This window comes from Ramlibacter sp. PS3R-8 (assembly GCF_037572435.1).
GTDB lineage: Bacteria > Pseudomonadota > Gammaproteobacteria > Burkholderiales > Burkholderiaceae_C > Ramlibacter.
Genome location: NZ_JBBHGT010000006.1, coordinates 167,267 through 185,733 on the forward strand (window position 1 = coordinate 167,267; position 18,467 = coordinate 185,733).

15 protein-coding genes and 1 riboswitch are annotated in these 18,467 nt (G+C 67.2%); of the genes, 8 read left to right on the forward strand and 7 right to left on the reverse strand.

All coding sequences use genetic code 11. The annotated features are described in order from the left end of the window. Window positions 1-13 precede the first annotated feature (13 nt). Complete coding sequence (locus WG902_RS19175; RefSeq protein WP_340061804.1) at window positions 14-1,201, forward strand: MFS transporter; 1,188 nt, start codon at window positions 14-16, stop codon at window positions 1,199-1,201. A gap of 14 nt (window positions 1,202-1,215) precedes the next feature. Here the strand turns inward: WG902_RS19175 and WG902_RS19180 are convergent, their stop codons facing one another. The 4 genes from WG902_RS19180 to WG902_RS19195 form a co-directional block, all read right to left on the reverse strand. Further along, window positions 1,216-2,154, reverse strand: coding sequence for a YihY/virulence factor BrkB family protein (locus WG902_RS19180; protein ID WP_340061805.1), 939 nt, complete (start codon window positions 2,152-2,154; stop codon window positions 1,216-1,218). Between the two features lie 40 nt (window positions 2,155-2,194). Further along, window positions 2,195-4,915, reverse strand: a complete 2,721-nt coding sequence (metH, locus tag WG902_RS19185; protein WP_340061806.1) for a methionine synthase — start codon at window positions 4,913-4,915, stop codon at window positions 2,195-2,197. Window positions 4,916-4,935: 20 nt separating this feature from the next. Next, window positions 4,936-5,003: riboswitch (S-adenosyl-L-homocysteine riboswitch) on the reverse strand. Between the two features lie 97 nt (window positions 5,004-5,100). After that, on the reverse strand, window positions 5,101-5,550 hold the full coding sequence (locus WG902_RS19190; protein WP_340061807.1) for an Lrp/AsnC family transcriptional regulator: 450 nt from the start codon (window positions 5,548-5,550) through the stop codon (window positions 5,101-5,103). Window positions 5,551-5,745: 195 nt separating this feature from the next. After that, window positions 5,746-6,792, reverse strand: coding sequence for a homocysteine S-methyltransferase family protein (locus WG902_RS19195; protein WP_340061808.1), 1,047 nt, complete (start codon window positions 6,790-6,792; stop codon window positions 5,746-5,748). A gap of 58 nt (window positions 6,793-6,850) precedes the next feature. Here WG902_RS19195 and recQ point away from each other — a divergent pair, with 58 nt between their 5' ends. Continuing rightward, on the forward strand, window positions 6,851-8,707 hold the full coding sequence (recQ, locus tag WG902_RS19200; RefSeq protein ID WP_340061809.1) for a DNA helicase RecQ: 1,857 nt from the start codon (window positions 6,851-6,853) through the stop codon (window positions 8,705-8,707). A gap of 151 nt (window positions 8,708-8,858) precedes the next feature. On the opposite strand, the gene WG902_RS19205 is transcribed toward recQ, so the two are convergent. Then, window positions 8,859-11,159, reverse strand: a complete 2,301-nt coding sequence (locus WG902_RS19205; RefSeq protein ID WP_340061810.1) for an ATP-binding protein — start codon at window positions 11,157-11,159, stop codon at window positions 8,859-8,861. 135 nt (window positions 11,160-11,294) lie between these two features. Between WG902_RS19205 and WG902_RS19210 the strand changes: the two genes are divergently transcribed. From WG902_RS19210 to WG902_RS19230, 5 genes are all read left to right on the forward strand, one after another. Next, on the forward strand, window positions 11,295-12,494 hold the full coding sequence (locus tag WG902_RS19210; RefSeq protein WP_340061811.1) for a threonine ammonia-lyase: 1,200 nt from the start codon (window positions 11,295-11,297) through the stop codon (window positions 12,492-12,494). Next, on the forward strand, window positions 12,494-12,898 hold the full coding sequence (locus WG902_RS19215; RefSeq protein WP_340061812.1) for a PaaI family thioesterase: 405 nt from the start codon (window positions 12,494-12,496) through the stop codon (window positions 12,896-12,898). Before WG902_RS19210 ends, WG902_RS19215 begins: the two co-directional genes overlap by 1 nt. Window positions 12,899-13,004: 106 nt before the next feature. Next, window positions 13,005-13,157, forward strand: a complete 153-nt coding sequence (locus WG902_RS19220) for a hypothetical protein (protein ID WP_340061813.1) — start codon at window positions 13,005-13,007, stop codon at window positions 13,155-13,157. 296 nt (window positions 13,158-13,453) lie between these two features. Then, a complete protein-coding gene (locus WG902_RS19225; protein ID WP_340061814.1) occupies window positions 13,454-15,304 on the forward strand; it encodes a phosphoenolpyruvate carboxykinase (GTP) in 1,851 nt (616 codons plus the stop codon). Between the two features lie 134 nt (window positions 15,305-15,438). Continuing rightward, window positions 15,439-16,697, forward strand: a protein-coding gene (locus WG902_RS19230) for an IS3 family transposase (protein ID WP_340061708.1) whose coding sequence is annotated in 2 segments (ribosomal slippage) — window positions 15,439-15,786 and window positions 15,789-16,697 — 1,257 coding nt in all. Because the reading frame shifts where the segments join, the coding sequence is not laid out codon by codon here. Window positions 16,698-16,728: 31 nt separating this feature from the next. On the opposite strand, the gene WG902_RS19235 is transcribed toward WG902_RS19230, so the two are convergent. Beyond that, window positions 16,729-16,908, reverse strand: a complete 180-nt coding sequence (locus tag WG902_RS19235; protein ID WP_340061815.1) for a hypothetical protein — start codon at window positions 16,906-16,908, stop codon at window positions 16,729-16,731. 10 nt (window positions 16,909-16,918) lie between these two features. After that, window positions 16,919-17,218, reverse strand: coding sequence for a hypothetical protein (locus WG902_RS19240; protein WP_340061816.1), 300 nt, complete (start codon window positions 17,216-17,218; stop codon window positions 16,919-16,921). Between the two features lie 118 nt (window positions 17,219-17,336). Between WG902_RS19240 and WG902_RS19245 the strand changes: the two genes are divergently transcribed. Further along, complete coding sequence (locus WG902_RS19245; protein WP_340061817.1) at window positions 17,337-18,296, forward strand: LysR family transcriptional regulator; 960 nt, start codon at window positions 17,337-17,339, stop codon at window positions 18,294-18,296. Window positions 18,297-18,467 lie beyond the last annotated feature (171 nt).

Here is an 18,467-nt window from a genome sequence, read left to right on the forward strand (position 1 = left end):
GGGCCGGCCGCTGATGACGACCCGCCCGCTCTCCCGCTCCGCCCTCGTGCTGTGGCTTTCGCTCGCCCAGCTGATCACCTGGGGCAGCGTCTTCTACACCTTCGCCCTGCTGCTGGAGCCCGTCGAACGCGAGCTCGGGCTGACGCGGGCGCAATCGTCGCTGGCCTTCAGCTTGGCCCTGCTGGCCGAGGGACTGTGCGCCTATCCGGTCGGCCGCTGGATCGACCGCGGCCACGAGCGCGCCGTGATGACGGGCGGCTCGCTGCTGGTCGCCCTCGGGCTGGTACTGCATGCCTTCGTCCATTCGACGGCGGCTTTCTATGCGACCTGGATCCTGCTGGGCGCGGCGCTCGCCGGCACCTTGTACGCGCCGGTGTTCGCGGTGGTCACGCGGCGCTACCCGGCGGATTTCCGCCGCGCCATCATCACCATCACCTTTCTGGGCGGCCTGGCCAGCAGCGTGTTCATCCCGCTGTCGGCGGCGTTGATCCAGGGCGGTGGCTGGCGCAACGCGGTGCTGGTGCTGGCGGCGGTGCACCTGCTGCTTTGCGTGCCGATCCACGCCCGGTGTTTGCGCGGCGCCCCGGGTCCATCCGCACCAGCGGCGCCCGGGGAGCACTCCCCTGCTTCGCTGCTGCGCAGCGCGCCGTTCCTGCTGATCGGCGTGTTCGTCATCGGGATGATGGGCATCACCGCGGCGATCCCGCCGCACCTGATCAGCCTGCTGCGCGAGGCCGGCCTGCACGAGGCCTGGGTGATCGCCATCCCGGCCACCATCGGCGTGGTGCAGGTGCTTGGACGGCTGCTGCTGTACTTCTTCGAACATCGTTTCGACCTGCACCTGGCGAACCGGCTCATTCCGGTGCTGATCCCGCTGTCGCTGGCGGCGCTGATCGCCGGCGCGGCTTCGCCCTTGGCGGGGGTGCTGTTCGTGGTGCTGTACGGCCTGGGCAACGGGATGCTGACCATCGTCAAGGGCACGGCCATTGCCCAATACGTGAACCGGGACCACGTGGCGTCGCTCAATGGCGCGTTGGGAATTCCAACCGCGATCGCGCGGGCGCTGGCGCCGGTGCTGCTGGGGGTGCTGTGGACGCGGGAGGCCGGCTACCGGTGGGGGCTGGTGATGCTGCTGGGGGTGGCGGTGGTGGCGTGCGTGGCGCTAGTGATGGCGCAGCGGCGCTCGTTGTTGCCGCGCTGAACGGCGCGCGCCGATCACCGGGGTTCGGCTGACGCGCTCACCGCCGGCCTGCGCGACGCAGGAACCCCAGCTTTGCGCTTGTCGTCCACGTACTCCTCCAGCGCCCGCGCGCAACTGGCGCCGAGCAGCAGCACTGCGGACGAGAAATAGATCCACATCAACAGCACGATCAGTGAACCGGCCGCTCCATACGCCGAGACCACCGCCGCACTGGAGAGATACAACGCCATCAACTGCCGGCCGATGGTGAACAGGATCGCTCCCACGCAGGCACCGAACACCAGGAAACGCAGCTTCGGCTTGCGTCCGCTGGACAGGCGCATGAGACCGACGAAGAGCGCTGCGCCGATCACGAAGCCGACCACTTCGTTCAACACCCGCAGCGCAATCTCGAGCGAGGGTTGCGCACCGACCCAGCCCGAAAACAGCGATAGCAGCGTGGAGAACACCAGCGACACGAGCAGCAGGAAGCCGAACACCAGGATGTAGCCGACGCCGCGCAGCCGCACGCTCGCCGTATGCCGCCAGTTCTGCTTCTTCGCGCCGGCGCCGCCCTGCCGCCACACCAACTCGAACGCGTCTTGCAGTTCGCCGAACACGCCGGTGGCGCCGAACAGCAGCACCACGAAGCCGATGATGCTGGCCGTGATGCCCTGCGACGGTTGCTGGGCGCTCTGCATCGCCTGCGCGAGCAGCGCCGTGCCCTGCGGCCCGATCACGCCGCCGATCTGGTCGAGCAGGCCTTTCTCCAGCACCTCGCGGTCCATCCACCAGCCGAGGATGGCCACGATGGCCAGCAGCAGCGGCGCGAGGCTGAGGATGCCGTAAAACGACATCGCCGCGCTCATGCGCATGCCGCCGGCTTCGCTCCAGAGGGTGAACGCTCGCGCGAGCGGCGCCAGCGGCCGGGCCGCGCGTTTCAGCCTGTCGGGGATGTGGTCGGTGAGCGCCATGCCGGGAGCATGACATGCACGCGCATTTCCGTGTGACGCGTCAGAGGTTCGGCGCCAGCAGCCGCTGCAGGTCCTGCACCGTGGCGCCGCGGCGCTGCGCCAGGTCCGCGACCTGGTCGTCGCCGATGCGCCCGACGTTGAAGTACTGGCTGTCCGGATGGCTGAGATAGAAGCCGCTGACGCTGGCCGCCGGCGTCATGGCCATGCTCTCCGTGATGCCCATGCCGATCTCCTCCGGGCGCAGCAGCGCGAACAGGTCGCGCTTGACGCTGTGGTCCGGGCAGGCCGGGTAGCCGGGGGCCGGCCGGATGCCGCGGTACTTCTCGGCGACGAGGTCTTCCGTGGAGAGGCTCTCGTCGGGCGCATAGCCCCACAGGTCCTTGCGCACGCGCTGGTGCAAGGCCTCGGCCAGGGCTTCGGCCAGCCGGTCGGCCAGCGCCTTGAGCATGATCGCGGAGTAGTCGTCGTGGTCCGCCAGGAAATACTGCTCCTTCTGGTCCACGCCGATGCCCGCCGTGACCGCGAAGGCGCCGAGGTAGTCCGGCGCGACGCCCTTCGGCGCGACGAAATCGGCCAGCGCGCGGCTCGGTCGGATCACGCCGTCGATCACCTGCTTTTCGGTTTGCTGGCGCAGGCCGTACCAAGTCATCACGGTTTGCGTGCGCGATTCATCCGCATACAACTCGATGTCGTCGTGGTTCACGGTGTTCGCGGGCCACAGGCCCATCACCGCGTTGGCCGTGAGCCAGCGGCCCTCGACCAGGCGCTTGAGCATCCGCTGGCCATCGGACATCACGCGCACCGCCTCCGCGCCCACCACTTCGTCCTTCAGGATCTCCGGGAAGCGGCCGGCCAGGTCCCAGGTCTGGAAGAACGGTCCCCAGTCGATGGTGCGCGCGAGTTCCGCCAGGTCGTAGTTCTTGAACACGCGCCGGCCGATGAACTTGGGCTGCGGCGGCGTGTAGTGCGACCAGTCCACCGGCGTCTTGTTGGCGCGCGCCTTGGCCAGCGGCCACAGCGGCACCTGCTTCTTGCTGGCGTGCTGCTGCCGCACCCGGTCGTAGTCGGCGTTGACGTCGGCGATGTACTTCGCCGCCTGGTCGGACAGCAGGCTCTGCGCCACGCTCACGCTGCGCGACGCATCCGGCACATAGACCACCGGGCCTTCGTAGTGCGGCGCGATCTTGACGGCGGTGTGCACGCGGCTGGTGGTGGCGCCGCCGATCAGCAGCGGGATCTTCTTCACGCGGAAGTGGTCGTCCTTCTGCATCTCGCTGGCGACGTACTGCATCTCCTCCAGCGACGGCGTGATCAGCCCCGACAGGCCGACGATGTCGGCGCCCTCGACCTTGGCCCTCGCCAGGATCTCGTGGCACGGGACCATCACGCCCATGTTCACCACCTCGAAGTTGTTGCACTGGAGCACGACGGTGACGATGTTCTTGCCGATGTCGTGCACGTCGCCCTTGACGGTGGCGATGACGATCTTGCCCTTGGCGCGCACGTCCTCGCCGGCGGCTTCCTGCTGCTTTTTCTCTTCCTCGATGTAGGGAATGAGGTGGGCCACGGCCTGCTTCATCACGCGCGCCGACTTCACCACCTGCGGCAGGAACATCTTGCCGGCGCCGAACAGGTCGCCGACGATGTTCATGCCGTCCATGAGCGGGCCTTCGATGACGTGCAGCGGCCGGCCCTTGATGGCCAGCACCTTCTGGTACATCTCCTCGGTGTCGACGACGATGTGGTCCGTGATGCCGTGCACCAGGGCGTGCGCCAGGCGCTGCTCCACCGGCAGCGCGCGCCATTCGTTCTTCTTGCCCTCGTCCTTCGACGCGCCCTTGGCCTGCTCGGCGATCTCGACCAGGCGTTCGCCGGCATCGGGACGGCGATTGAGCACGACGTCCTCGACGCGCTCGCGCAACTGCGGCTCCAGCTCGTCGTAGACGCCGACCATGCCGGCGTTGACGATGCCCATGTCCATGCCCGCCTGGATGGCGTGGTACAGGAAGACGGTGTGGATCGCCTCGCGCACCGGGTCGTTGCCGCGGAAGGAGAAGCTGACGTTCGACACTCCGCCGCTGACCTTGGCGCCCGGCAGGTTCTCCTTGATCCACTTCACCGCGTTAATGAAATCGACCGCGTAGTTGTCGTGCTCCTCGATGCCGGTGGCGATGGCGAAGATGTTCGGGTCGAAGATGATGTCCTCGGCCGGGAAGTTCACTTCGTCCACCAGGATGCGGTAGGCGCGCTGGCAGATCTCGATCTTGCGCTGGTAGGTGTCGGCCTGGCCTTTCTCGTCGAAGGCCATCACCACGGCGGCGGCGCCGTAGCGGCGCACCAGCGTGGCCTGGCGGCGGAACTCCGCTTCGCCTTCCTTCATGCTGATCGAGTTGACGATGCCCTTGCCCTGGATGCAGCGCAGCCCGGCCTCGATCACCTCCCACTTGGACGAGTCGACCATGATCGGCACGCGTGCGATGTCCGGCTCGCTGGCGATCAGCTGCAGGAAGCGCACCATGGCCGCCTTGCTGTCCAGCATGGCTTCGTCCATGTTGATGTCGATGACCTGGGCGCCGTTCTCGACCTGCTGGCGCGCGACTGCGAGCGCCTGCTCGAACTGGCCGGCCAGGATCAGCTTGGCGAAGGCTTTGGAACCGGTGACGTTGGTGCGCTCGCCGATGTTGACGAACAACGAGCCGGTGCCGATGGCAACGGGCTCCAGGCCGGAAAGCTTCAGGGGGGGTAGGTCTTGCTGCTGCATCTCACTCACCTCGTGGGGGGTCCGGGTGAGCGCGGTTGGAATCCATCTCAAGCCTGGCGGGCGGGCCGCTGCAGCGCTCCTTGAGCTGGGGGGATTTTACAGTGGTGGCGGGGTCGCTTCGCGAACCCGACCTACCAATGCGGTCGTTTTCCCTGTAGGTCGGGTTCGCGAAGCGACCCCGACATTCAAAGCGGCAGATCCGCCTTCTTCAACGTCCGCAGCACGAACGACGACTTGCTGTGCCGGATGCCCTTGATCTTGTAGAGCTTCTCGCGCAGCAGCCGTTCGTAGTCCCGGGTGTCCTTCACCGCCACCCGCAGCAGGTAGTCGTACTCCCCCGACACCAGGTAAGCCTCGATCACCTCGGGGATGGTGGCCAGCACCTCGCCGAACTTTTCCAGCGTGTTGTCGGTATGGCTGTCCAGCGTCAGCTGCACCAGCACCGTGTCGTTCAGGTCCAGCGCCTGGGCGTTCAGCCGGACCGTGTAGCCCTCGATCACCCCGGCCAGTTCCATCTTCTTGATGCGCTCCCAGCACGGCGACGGGCTCAGCCCCACCGCCTGGCCGATCTGCTGCAGGCTGGCGCGGGCGTCCTGCTGCAGGACCTTGAGGATCTTCCGGTCAATGGGGTCCATGCAGGCATCTTATCTGCTGGACCGCGACTTGGCCGAATAGTTTTCTGGAAAACGCGCAGACTGCCATGACTTCGGCAAAAACATCTGGCCCCGCCGGGCGATACTTCCTGCGTTGAGTCGCGACTTACCGGAAGCGGCAGGCAACGAGGGGCCAGCGGGTTACCGCCCGCTGGCCGGCCCGTCCCACCCGGACCGTCAGGCCGCTTCCTTGTAGAAGAAATCGCGCTTGAGCGTGCGCGTGGCCAGCGGCCGCACGGCGTCGCCGATCGCTGCGATGTGCTCCGGCGTCGTGCCGCAGCAGCCGCCGACGATGTTCACCAGCCCTTCGGCGGCGAACTCGCGCAGCAGGCGGGACGTCACGTCCGGCGTTTCGTCGAAGCCGGTCTCCGCCATCGGATTGGGCAGCCCCGCGTTCGGATAGCAGCTGATGAAGGTGTCGCCCGCCACCTTGGCCAGCTCCTGGATGTACGGGCGCATCAGCGCCGCGCCCAGGGCGCAATTGAGGCCCACCGCCAGCGGCTGGGCATGCCGCACGCTGTGCCAGAAAGCCGTGACCGTCTGGCCGCTGAGGATGCGCCCGGACGCGTCCGTCACCGTGCCGCTGATGATCACCGGCAGCCGCTCGCCGCTGGCGGCGAAGTATTCCTCGATGGCGAACAGCGCCGCCTTGGCGTTGAGCGTGTCGAAGATCGTTTCCACCAGCAGCAGGTCCACTCCGCCTTCGACCAGGCCTTCCACCTGCTCGTAGTAGGCGGCACGCAGCTGCTCGAAATCGACATTGCGCGCGCCCGGATCGTTGACGTCGGGGCTGATGCTGGCGGTGCGGGGCGTCGGGCCCAGGGCGCCGGCCACGAAGCGCGGGTGCTCCGGCGTGGAAAACTTGTCGGCGGCCTCGCGCGCCAGCCGCGCCGCGGCCACGTTCATCTCGCGCGCCAGGTGGCCCAGGGCATAGTCGTCCTGGGCGATCGAATTGGCGCCGAAGGTGTTGGTCTCGATGATGTCCACGCCGGCGGCCAGATAGCCCTCGTGGACGTCGCGGATCACGTCCGGCCGCGTCAGCACCAGCAGGTCGCCGTTGTTCTTGACGTCCTTGGGGTGGTCCGCAAGGAGCTTTCCGCGATAGTCGGCCTCGACCAACTTGAAACGCTGGATCATGGTGCCCATGGCGCCGTCCAGGATGACGATGCGCTGCTTCAGCAGGGCGGGGAGGGCTTGGCCGCGGGTATAGATCACAGGCTTCATGGTCCACCCATTCTAAGAAGGACGCGTTGAACCCTCACTGTCCCGGACAATTGCCACCTTGACCACTGCCCTCACCCTCCTCAAGGACGTCTTCGGCTACGGCGCCTTCCGCGGCCCGCAGGCCGAGATCATCGACCACGTCATCGCCGGCGGCGACGCGCTGGTGCTCATGCCCACCGGCGGCGGCAAATCGCTGTGCTACCAGATCCCCGCGCTGGCCCGCCAGCAGGCCGGCCACGGCGTCGCCATCGTGGTGTCGCCCCTCATCGCCCTGATGCACGACCAGGTCGGTGCGCTGCACGAAGCCGGAGTCGAGGCCGCATTCCTGAATTCCACGCTCAGCGGCGAGGCTGCCAATGCCGTGGAAAAGCGGCTGCTGCGCGGCGAGCTGACTCTGCTCTACGCCGCGCCGGAGCGCGTCACCACGCCACGGTTCCTGGAGCTGCTGGACCGCCTGCGCGAGGCCGGCAAGCTGAGCCTGTTCGCCATCGACGAGGCCCACTGCGTGAGCCAGTGGGGCCACGACTTCCGGCCGGAGTACCGCGCGCTGGCCGTCCTGCACGAGCGCTATGCCGGCGTGCCGCGCATCGCCCTCACCGCCACGGCGGACGGCCTCACGCGCGCCGACATCGTGCAGCACCTGCAACTGGAGGAGGCGCGCCAGTTCGTCAGCAGCTTCGACCGGCCCAACATCCGCTACAGCATCGTCGAGAAGACGGACCCGACGCAGCAGCTGCTGCGCTTCATCGAAGGCGAGCACGCCGGCGAGGCGGGCATCGTGTACTGCCAGTCGCGCAAGCGGGTGGAGGAGGTCGCGGAGATCCTGTGCAGGCAGGGAATGGACGCCCTGCCTTATCACGCGGGGCTCGACGCCGAAGTGCGACAGAAGCACCAGGACCGCTTCCTGCGCGAGGACGGCGTGGTGATGACGGCCACCATCGCCTTCGGCATGGGCATCGACAAGCCGGACGTGCGCTTCGTCGCCCACCTGGACCTGCCGAAGAACATCGAAGGCTATTACCAGGAGACCGGCCGTGCCGGCCGCGATGGCCTGCCATCGGACGCGTGGATGGCGTACGGCCTGCAGGACGTGGTGAACCAGCGGCGGATGATCGACGAGAGTCCGGCCGGCGAGGAGTTCAAGCAGGGCCTGCGCGGCAAGCTCGATGCGCTGCTGGCGCTGGCCGAGGCCACCGACTGCCGGCGCGTGCGTTTGCTCGCGTACTTCGGCGAGCAGTCCACGCCTTGCGGCAACTGCGACAACTGCGTGGCGCCACCCGCGGTGTGGGACGGCACCGAGGCGGCGCGCATGCTGCTGTCCACCATCTACCGCGTGCAGCAGGCCAATGGCCTGCACTTCGGCGCCGGCCACATCATGGACGTGCTGCGCGGCAAGGTCACCGACAAGGTCAACCAGTTCGGCCACCAGAAGCTGTCGACGTTCGGCATCGGCGCCGCGCTGTCCGAGCAGCAGTTGCGCGGCGTGCTGCGGCAGTTGATCGCCACCGGGGCGCTGCAGGTGGACGCTTCTTCGTACAACACGCTGCATCTCACGGAAGGTTCGCGCGCCGTGCTCAAGGGCGAGCAGCCGGTGGCGCTGCGGGAGTCGATCAACCAGCCGGCCGGGCGCGTGCGGCGCGAGCGCGGGTCGAGGAAAGGCGCGCCCCCGGCTGCGGCAGCGGGGCTGACCGAGGCCGCGCAGCAGCGGTTTGCCGCGCTGAAGGCGTGGCGGGCGGATGTCGCGCGATCGCACAACCTGCCGGCCTATGTCATCTTTCATGATGCGACGCTGGCCGCGGTCGCGGCGGCGGATCCGCGGTCGGTCCGGGACCTGGAGGGGATCAGCGGGATCGGGGCGGCGAAGCTGGAGAAGTATGGGCCGGGGGTGTTGGACGTGTTGCAGGCGATGGCTTAGAGGGAACTGACAGCCGGACGCAGAAGGCGCAAAAGTCACGCAGAAGACGCAAAAGGACTCCAAGACCCTTCTTGGTTTTTTCTGCGTCTTCTGCGTAGTTTCTGCGTCTTCTGCGTCCGGTTGTCCGGCTGTTCGGCTGTTCGCCTTTGGCTCACTGCACGAACCCGATGCTCCGCGCTTCGCGCACTTCCGGCTTGATGCGATGCTCCGCCTCCAGCTGCTCGAGGAACTCCTCGGGCGAAAGCTGCGCGGCGAGGATCTCCACCTGGCGCTTCACGGCGGCGAAGTCTCCCGGACAGATCTGGTCCAGCTTCGCCAGCCGTGACGCTGCCTCCGGCGACAGCAGCAACGCATCCCCACCCAGCGCCTCCGTCACGAACATCTTCTCGCGCTGCACCGTGGTGAGCGGCTTGAAGCGGATCTTGAACGCGAAGCGGCGCAGCGCCGCCTGGTCGATGCGGTCCATCAAGTTCGTGGTGCAGACGAAGATGCCGGCGAAGCGCTCCATGCCCTGCAGCATCTCGTTGACCTCGGTCACCTCGTAGGTGCGCTGCGCGCCGCGCCGGTCCTGCAGGAAGCTGTCGGCCTCGTCCAGCAGCAGCACCGCCTTTTCGGCTTCGGCTTCGCGGAACATCGCGGCCATGTTCTGCTCGGTCTCGCCGACGAACTTGCTCATGAGGTCGCTCGCCTGCTTGATCAGCAGGGGCTTGTCCAGGCTGCGCGCGATGTGCTCGGCCAGCGCGGTCTTGCCGGTGCCCGGTGCGCCGTAGAAACACAGCGTGCCGTGGCCGCGCGCCTTGAGCGCCTCCACGATGCGCGGCACCTCGAAGCGCGACTCCACATTGAGCATGTCGAGGTCGTACGTGGTGACGCACGGGCGCGCCGCGCCGTCGGAGCTGCGCGTGCCCAGTGCCTTGTCCGCGTTGCGCAACTGGCGGTCGATCAGGTCTTCCATCTGCACGCCTTCTTCCCCGGCGAGGCCGGCGAAGCGCACCGCGGTGCGGATCTGCGCCGGCGTCAGCCCCTTGCGTTCCGTCAAGCGGGTAACGAAGGCGGCGGAAACTTCCGCGCCTTCCAGCGTCTTGCGCACGATGGCTTCGCGCGCCCCGGGCGGCGGCGACTTCAGCTCCAGGTGATAGGCGAAGCGGCGGCGGAAAGCGGGGTCGATCTGCTCGATGCGGTTGGTCACCCAGATGGTCGGCACCGGGTTGGATTCGAGGATCTGGTTCACCCAGGCCTTGCCACTGACGCTGCCGGATGGCGGCGCCACCACCTGCTCGGCCCGCGCCAGCATCTGCGCTGCCTCGCTGGAGATCGGCGGAAAGACGTCTTCGACCTCGTCGAACAGCAGCGCGGCCTGCGAGCTGCCCTTGAGGAACACCTGCGCGATCTGCAGCGAGCGGTAGCGGTCGCGGCCGCTCAGCGAGTTGCCGTCGCGGTCCGCATATTCCACCTCGAACAGCTCCAGCCCCGCAGCCTGCGCCACCACTTTGGCGAGTTCGGTCTTGCCGGTGCCGGGCGGGCCGTACAGCAGCACGTTGACGCCGGCCTCCTTGCGGTCGATGCCGTTGCGCAGCATGGCGCGCAGCACCCGCGCGTCCTCGGCGACGAATTGGAAATCTTCCAGCGTCAGCGAACTCTTGGCCGAGGGACGGGTGAACACCGCCATCAGCTCGTTCTGGTCGCGGTACTCGCGCATCAGCACCGGCGGCAGCTTTTCGCTGACCTTCATCAGGTCCGCCAGGTCGGTGATGTTGTGTTCGGAGATCAGGTTTTCGACCAGGCCGATGCGCTCCAGCCGCGAGCCGGCCCGCAAGGCCTCGCCCACCTCGGCGGCGTTGACGCCGGCCACTTCGGCGATGGCCGCGTAGGCCTCCGGCGCGTTGTTGACCTTGAACTCCACCAGCAGGCTGCGCAGGTCCCGCTGGTACCGCGCCAGCGTGCCGTACAGCAGCAGCGCGCGCTCGGCCTTGTTCAATTGCAGCAGGCTGGCCAGGGCGTCGATGTTCTTTTCCACCAGCGTGGAGTGTTTCTTCAGGGCGTGCGTCAGCCACTCGCCGGTGACCGTCAGCACGGACAGCAGGTCCTTCGGCTGGTCCTTGGCGTATTCATCGAGGTAGAAGAACAGCGTGCCTTCCTCGTACGGGCCGCGCCAGACGCCGTGCCGGTCCAGGAATTCACGCGGCGACAACTGCTCGTGGCCGCGCCAGAACTCGTTGTCCTTGCAGCGGCGGCCCAGGAACTCGCGCAGGCGGTCCAGCGACGGCGCCGGCCACGCCAGGTGCCGGCCGGCGAGGGACAGCAGGCCGTTCAGGTCGCGCCGCACGTTGAACTTGGCGCCCTGCTTGGCGGCCAGCGTCAGCACGAAATGCGAGCACATCAGGTCCAGCACCGGTGCGTCCTTGAGACCCGGCGAGGGGAGTACTTGCAGATCCAGCGAACGCTTGGCCAACGGACCTCCGTCAATGGGGCGTCTTGGGTTAACGCGGGTCGATGCTACATGGAAGACGCCGGTCCGTGCACATGGACAAAGAGGAAGGGTGGCGCCGGCGCACCACCGCCGCACGGCGGCGGTCACAATGCCCCCATGATCGGCCTGCCAGACATCCGCGCCGCCGCCGCCCGCCTGCACGGGCACGTGATGGCGACACCGTGCGTGGAATCCCGCACCCTGTCGGAGATCGCCGGCTGCCAGCTGTTCCTGAAGTTCGAGAACCTGCAGTTCACCGCGTCCTTCAAGGAGCGCGGCGCCTGCAACAAGCTGGCACAGCTCAGCAGCGAGGAGCGGGAGCGCGGGGTGGTGGCCATGAGCGCGGGCAACCATGCGCAGGGTGTGGCCTACCACGCCCAGCGGCTCGGGTTGCGGGCGGTGATCGTCATGCCGCGCTTCACGCCGATGGTGAAGGTGGAGCGCACCCGTGGTTTCGGCGCCGAAATCGTGCTGCACGGCGACACCCTGGAAGAGGCGCGCAGCCACGCGCTGGGGCTGGCGGACCAGCGCAAACTGGTGTTCGTGCACCCCTACGACGACGAGGCCATCATCGCCGGCCAGGGCACCGTCGCGCTCGAGATGCTGGAGGCCGTGCCGCAGCTCGATACGCTGGTGGTCGCGGTCGGCGGCGGCGGCCTGATCGGCGGCATCGCCGCGGCGGCCAGGTCGCTCAAGCCCGGCCTGCAGGTCGTGGGCGTGCAGACGCTGCGCTTTCCCAACATGTTCAACGCGTTCAAGCAACAGTCGCTGCCGCAGGGCGAGTCCACCATCGCCGAGGGCATCGCGGTCGGCCGTCCGGGCCAGTTCACGCAGGCCCTGGTGGAACGCTACGTCGACGACATCGTGCTGGTGGACGAAGGCGACATCGAGCAGGCCATCGTGCTGCTGCTGGACCTGGAGAAGACCCTGGTGGAAGGCGCGGGTGCGGCCCCGCTGGCCGCGGTGATGAAGGAGCCGGCGCGCTTTGCCGGGCGGAAGGTCGGGCTGGTGCTCGGCGGGGGCAACATCGACCCGATGCTGCTGGCGGCCGTGATCCAGCGCGGCATGGTGCGGGCCGGGCGACTGGCGCGGCTGCGGGTGTGCGCGCGCGACGTGCCCGGGTCGCTGGCGCGCATCACGGGGGTGGTCAGCCAGGCCGGGGCCAACATCGACGAAGTCCACCACCAGCGCGCCTTCACCCTGCTGGCCGCCCAGAACGTCGAGATCGAACTGGTCGTGCAGACGCGCGGCCGGGCCCACGTCCAGGCGCTGCTGGAGGCGCTGACCGCAGCCGGTTACGAGGCGAAGGAGATCTGATGGACCGGGAAACGCTGCAGCAGGCGCTGCCCGACTACTTCGCGCCCTGGGTGCAGGCGCTCGGGTTGCGGGTGGAGGCGTTCGACTCCGACAGCGTGACGCTGCGGCTGCCGCAGGACGCGCAGCTGTCGCGCGTGGGCGGCATGCTCTGCGGGCAGGCCATGATGGCGGCGGCGGACACGGCCATGGTGCTGGCGCTGATCAACCACTTCGGCAGCTTCAAGCCCTGCACCACCGTCCAGATGAACACGAGCTTCCTGAAGCCGCTGTCGGCCCAGGACGCGCTGGTGCAGGCGCGGGTGGTGCGCGCCGGCAAGAGCCTGGCGTTCGGCGAGATCGATATTCGCGGGGCGGAGGATGGCAAGAGCGCCTGCCGGGCGACGACGACATACGCTCTGTTGTGAACGCCGGGGTCGGCGGCGCCGAACCCGGCCTACGTAGGTCGGGTTGCGCGCAAGCGCACCCCGACACCTGCGATAAAATCGCGCCAATCCAGGAACCGAGGAACGCATGACCAGCCCCAACGAGCCCCCGAAGCACGGCGAACACTTCGAACCGCGCGATGCGATCGAAGACGTGGTGCCGATGATTCCCATCGTGCTGCCTGCCGTCGGCGCCGCGCTGATCTTCCTGCTGGCGTTCATCGCCATCTACATGGCCTGACCGGCTCCCTTCCCCCTTTTCCGGATGCCCCCTCGCAGCAATGCCTGGGGGCATCGTCCGTTTGGGGGCCGGCCGAGCTAGAGGCATAAAGGTATGCAAGTTTTGCATGACTTCGCGCGGTCACGGCCCCTGCCTACCCGCCCTGCTCCCTAAAATGGCCTCCCAGCCGACCCAGCGGTGGACTGCCGACACCCGCAGCCGACTGAGGCCGAAGCCTGTTTTGAAAGGGCGTGCATCGGGGCGGCCGCCTCCCTGCTCCTTTTGAAACACGCTTTCAAAACTTAGGAGCTTCGAGGATGAACTCTCCCGTGATGCAGGGCCTGAACCTGCGGACCCCTGGCTTCGTCAAGAACGCCAGGCTGATCGCCTGGGTGGCGGACATGGTGGCGCTGTGCAAGCCCGACCAGGTCTACTGGTGCGATGGCAGCCAGGAGGAGTACGACCGCCTGTGCCAGCTGCTCGTCGACAAGGGCACCTTCAAGAAGCTGGACCCGGTCAAGCGTCCCGGCTCCTTCCTGGCCTGCTCCGACCCCGCGGACGTCGCCCGCGTCGAAGAGCGCACCTTCATCTGCTGGGACAAGAAAGAAGACGCCGGCCCCACCAACAACTGGGTGGCCCCGGCCGAAATGCGCGCCACGCTGCAGCCGCTGTTCGACGGCTGCATGAAGGGCCGCACGATGTATGTCGTGCCCTTCTCCATGGGCCCGCTCGGCTCGCCCATCGCCCACATCGGCATCGAGCTGTCCGACAGCGCGTACGTGGCGGTCAACATGCGCATCATGACGCGCATGGGCAAGGCCGTTTACGACGTGCTCGGCGTCAACGGCGAGTTCGTCCCCTGCCTGCACACCGTCGGCGCGCCGCTGCAGCCCGGCCAGGAGGACGTGCCGTGGCCGTGCAACAAGACCAAGTACATCGTGCACTACCCCGAGACGCGCGAGATCTGGTCGTACGGTTCCGGCTACGGCGGCAATGCGCTGCTGGGCAAGAAATGCTTCGCCTTGCGCATCGCTTCCATCATGGGCCATGACCAGGGCTGGCTGGCCGAGCACATGCTGATCCTGGGCGTGACTTCGCCCGAGGGCAAGAAGTACCACGTGGCCGCCGCTTTCCCGTCGGCCTGCGGCAAGACCAACTTCGCCATGCTCATCCCGCCGCAAGGCTTCGAGGGCTGGCGCGTCACCACCATCGGTGACGACATCGCCTGGATCAAGCCGGGCGCGGACGGCCGCCTGTACGCGATCAATCCCGAGGCCGGCTACTTCGGCGTCGCTCCCGGCACCAACACGCAGACCAACCCGAACTGCATGGCCAGCCTGGACAAGAACGTCATCTTCACCAACGTGGCGCTGACGGATGACGGGGACGTGTGGTGGGAAGGCATGAGCGAGCCGCCGGCACACGCGATCGACTGGCAGGGCAAGGACTGGACCCCGCAGATCGCCAAGGAGACCGGCGCCAAGGCCGCGCACCCGAACGCTCGCTTCACCGTGGCCGCCATCAACAACCCGGTGCTCGACCCGGCCTGGGACGACCCGGCGGGCGTGCCGATCGACGCCTTCATCTTCGGCGGGCGCCGCTCCACCACCGTGCCGCTGGTGACCGAGGCCAACAACTGGGTCGAAGGCGTCTACATGGCGGCGACCATGGGTTCGGAGACGACGGCCGCCATCGTCGGGCAAGTCGGCGTGGTGCGCCGCGATCCGTTCGCGATGCTGCCCTTTACCGGCTACAACATGAGCGACTACTTCCAGCACTGGCTGACGCTCGGCCGCAAGCTGGAAGCGTCGGGCGCCAAGCTGCCGAAGATCTTCACCACCAACTGGTTCCGCAAGGGCGAGGATGGCAAGTTCGTCTGGCCGGGGTACGGCGAGAACATGCGCGTGCTCAAGTGGATGATCGACCGCATCGAAGGCAAGGCCCGGGGCGAGCAGCACGTCTTCGGCATCAGCCCTGCCTACAAGGAACTGAACTGGGAAGGCCTGCCTTTCACGCAAGCGCAGTTCGACCAGGTGATGGGCATCGACCTGCCGGCCTGGCAGAAGGAGATGCAGCTGCACGAGGAGCTGTTCCAGCAACTGGAGCACCGGCTGCCTGCCGAGCTGAAGGCGACCAAGGCGACGATCGAGAAGCGGCTGGCGGCCTGACGCCTCACCCCCGCGGACGCGGGGGGCCCACGGCTGCCAAAAAGGAAAGCCACCCCTGCGGGTGGCTTTTTTCATGAGCCTGACCCGTCCTGTATTGGGTTGACACCTTTCTGTTCATCAGAAAGGAAAGTCAATTGGATCAATGGGTTAAGAGGACGCAGCGGGATTACCCGTTGGCTTTTAAGTTGGCAGTGGTTGACCAGGTCGAAAGAGGCGAACTCACGTACGCCCAGGCGCAGCAGCGATACGGCATCCAGGGGGCATCGACGGTGCTGGTTTGGCTGCGCAAGCACGGGCGACAGGACTGGAAGGCGGCATCATCGGCATCCAAAGGGTTGCAAAAGATGTCCGAGCCGCCGAAGCCGCTGACGCCGGAGCAGCGCATCAAGGAACTTGAGGTGCAGTTGAAGGAGGCGCAGGAGAAGGCGCAGTTCTTCGAAGCAGTGGTGACTGTGCTCAAGCGCGACTACGGAGTCAAAGTCGCAAAAAAGCCTGTGGGCAAGTCCTCGCGCAAAAGCTCGTCCAAGGGCTGAGCGTCTCGAGGGCTTGCCGCTACATGGGGATCAGCCGGCAGGCGCATTACAAGCGCCTGGCCTGCGAGCGTCAGCGCATTGAGCAGCACACCGTCGTGGCGGAGCTGGTGAGCGCGGAGCGCAGGCATCAGCCACGCATTGGCACGCGCAAGCTGCACCACATGCTAAAGCAGCCGCTGCAGCAGGCGGGAATCAAGATGGGGCGCGACGCGCTGTTCAACATGCTGCGTGAGGAGCGCATGCTGGTGCTGCCGCGACGGGCGTTCCACAAGACGACCAACAGCCATCATCACTACCGTCGGCATCCCAATCTGCTCAAGGGTGGCGCCGGCAAGCTGGTGCCCACTGGGTGCGAGCAGCTGTGGGTTGCCGATCTGACCTATCTGCCGACCAAGGAGAAGACGGCCTATTTGAGCTTGGTGACCGACGCCTACTCGCGCAAGATTGTGGGCTGGCACGTTCACGACGGCCTGGAGACGAGGCAAGTCAGCCAAGCGCTGAAGATGGCGTTGCGCCACAGGCAAACCAGCCAGAAGCTTGTGCACCACTCGGACCGCGGGATCCAGTACTGCTCAGCCGAATACCAGAGCATCCACGCCCGCCACGGAATCACCTGCTCAATGACCGACGGCCACGACTGCTACCAGAACGCCTTGGCCGAGCGGGTCAACGGCATCTTGAAGATGGAATTCCTGCTGCAAAGACCAGGCGATCTCCAGCAGGCCCGCACCATGGTGGGCGAGTCGATTCGGCTGTACAACGAGCGCCGCCCGCACCTGTCCCTAGAATGCAAAACGCCCGATGCGGTGCATCGGGCGTCTCTTGCCAGCCAAATGCGGCTGGAATTTAGTCCCGGATAGGCGTCAACCTATATCAGGACGGGTCAGCCGCTCAATCGCGCCAAGGCTTCAGGTGATACACCGCAGGCGCCGGCCCGGCTGCGACCGGCTTCGCCCCGCGAGCCAGCCACCGGCGCTGCCGCTCGAGTCCGCGCCGCTGGGCCACGCGGTGCGACCAGCGGTCCAGCGCGCGCAGCAGCCACCGCGGCAACCAATGGAGGACGGCGATCATCGCCGGCCCGTCAGTCGTTGCGGCCGATGTCCGCTGCGTCGCGGCCCATCGCGCGGCTCAAGTCGGCCATGATGCGGGCGTCGGTCAGCGCCAGGTCCCACAGCCTGCGGTCGGCAGCACGCTGCTTGCGAGCGGCGGACCATCCGGCCAGGACGCTGCGCGCGGCGCCGGCGGCGCGGGTGACCGGCGAGCCGATCGCCGAAAGCGTGTGCAGCGCGGCAATGGTGATGTTGAAGCTGCCGAGGGCGGCGAAACCACGCGCCATGCGGTTCACGCCGCCGTGCTCGGTTGATAAGACGAATCGTGCCATTTGAATTACTCCCTCTTGTGACGCTTGCCGGCGGGTGCCGGGTGCGTGAGAGACATATTAGGGTTACCACTGATATTTCTCTACTTTTTAGTAGTGATGTATATCATTCACCAAACGTATGAAAGCCCCGAACTTCCGGACCCTGGACCTGAACCTGCTGCGAGTGTTCGACGCCGTGATGAGCGAGCGCAACCTCACCCGGGCGGCCCGCAACCTGTCGATGACCCAGCCGGCGGTGAGCAATGCGCTGAGCCGGTTGCGCGATGCCCTGGGCGACCGGCTCGTCAGCCGCAGCGGGTATGGCGTGGAGCCCACACCGCGGGCCCTGGCCCTGTGGCCTGCCATCGCGGAGGCGCTGCGCCAGTTGGAGAACACCATCGCGCCAGGCGAGTTCATCGCCGCCGAGGCCACCAACACCTTCACCCTGGCGATGGCGGACGCCACCGCCGCCGAACTGATGCCTGGCCTGGTGGCCATCATGGAACGCGACGCGCCCGGCATCACCATCCGCGTGGTGCCGCTGACCACGCGGGATCCGCGCAAGCTCCTGGACGATGGCTCGGTGGACCTGGCCGTCGGCTTCTTTCCCGCCGTGCTGGCCGACCTGACGGCGCAGGCCCAGGCCGGGCCCCTGACGGCCTTCGACCACCAGCGCCTGTACGACGGCCGCTACGTCTGCGTGATGCGCCGGGACCATCCGCTGGCCAAGGGGCCGCTGACGCTCAAGCGCTACTGTGACGCCCGCCATCTGCTGGTCAGCTTCTCGGGCCGCCCGTTCGGCTTCATCGACGAGGCCGTGGCCTCGCTGGGCAAGAAGCGGCGCGTCGTGATGACGGTCAACCAGTTCTTCACCGCCGGCCGCGTGGTGGCGGCGTCCGACCTGCTGACCGTGCTGCCGGAGCACTTCATCAGCACCACCGGCCGCGCGCACGAGCTGCTGCAGCGCGAACTGCCGTTCGACGTGGTCCCGGTGCACGTCGACGCGCTTTGGCATCGCCGCCAGGGACAGCGCGGCGACCACACCTGGCTGCGCGCGGCGCTGGCCAACGCGGCGCGGACGGCTTTCGCGCGGACCTGAAGCCGTAGGAGTCTGCGCGGCAGAGAGACGGGCCTGCGCCGGAACTTGGAGCGTGCCAGGCTAGGCGCAGGCGACGCCGTGTGGTCGATCCACACAGGGAGCCTGTAATGACGCATGGCGCGCTCCAAGCCCCGGCCCGAAGGGTTGGGCCGATAAGGGGGCGCAGACTCC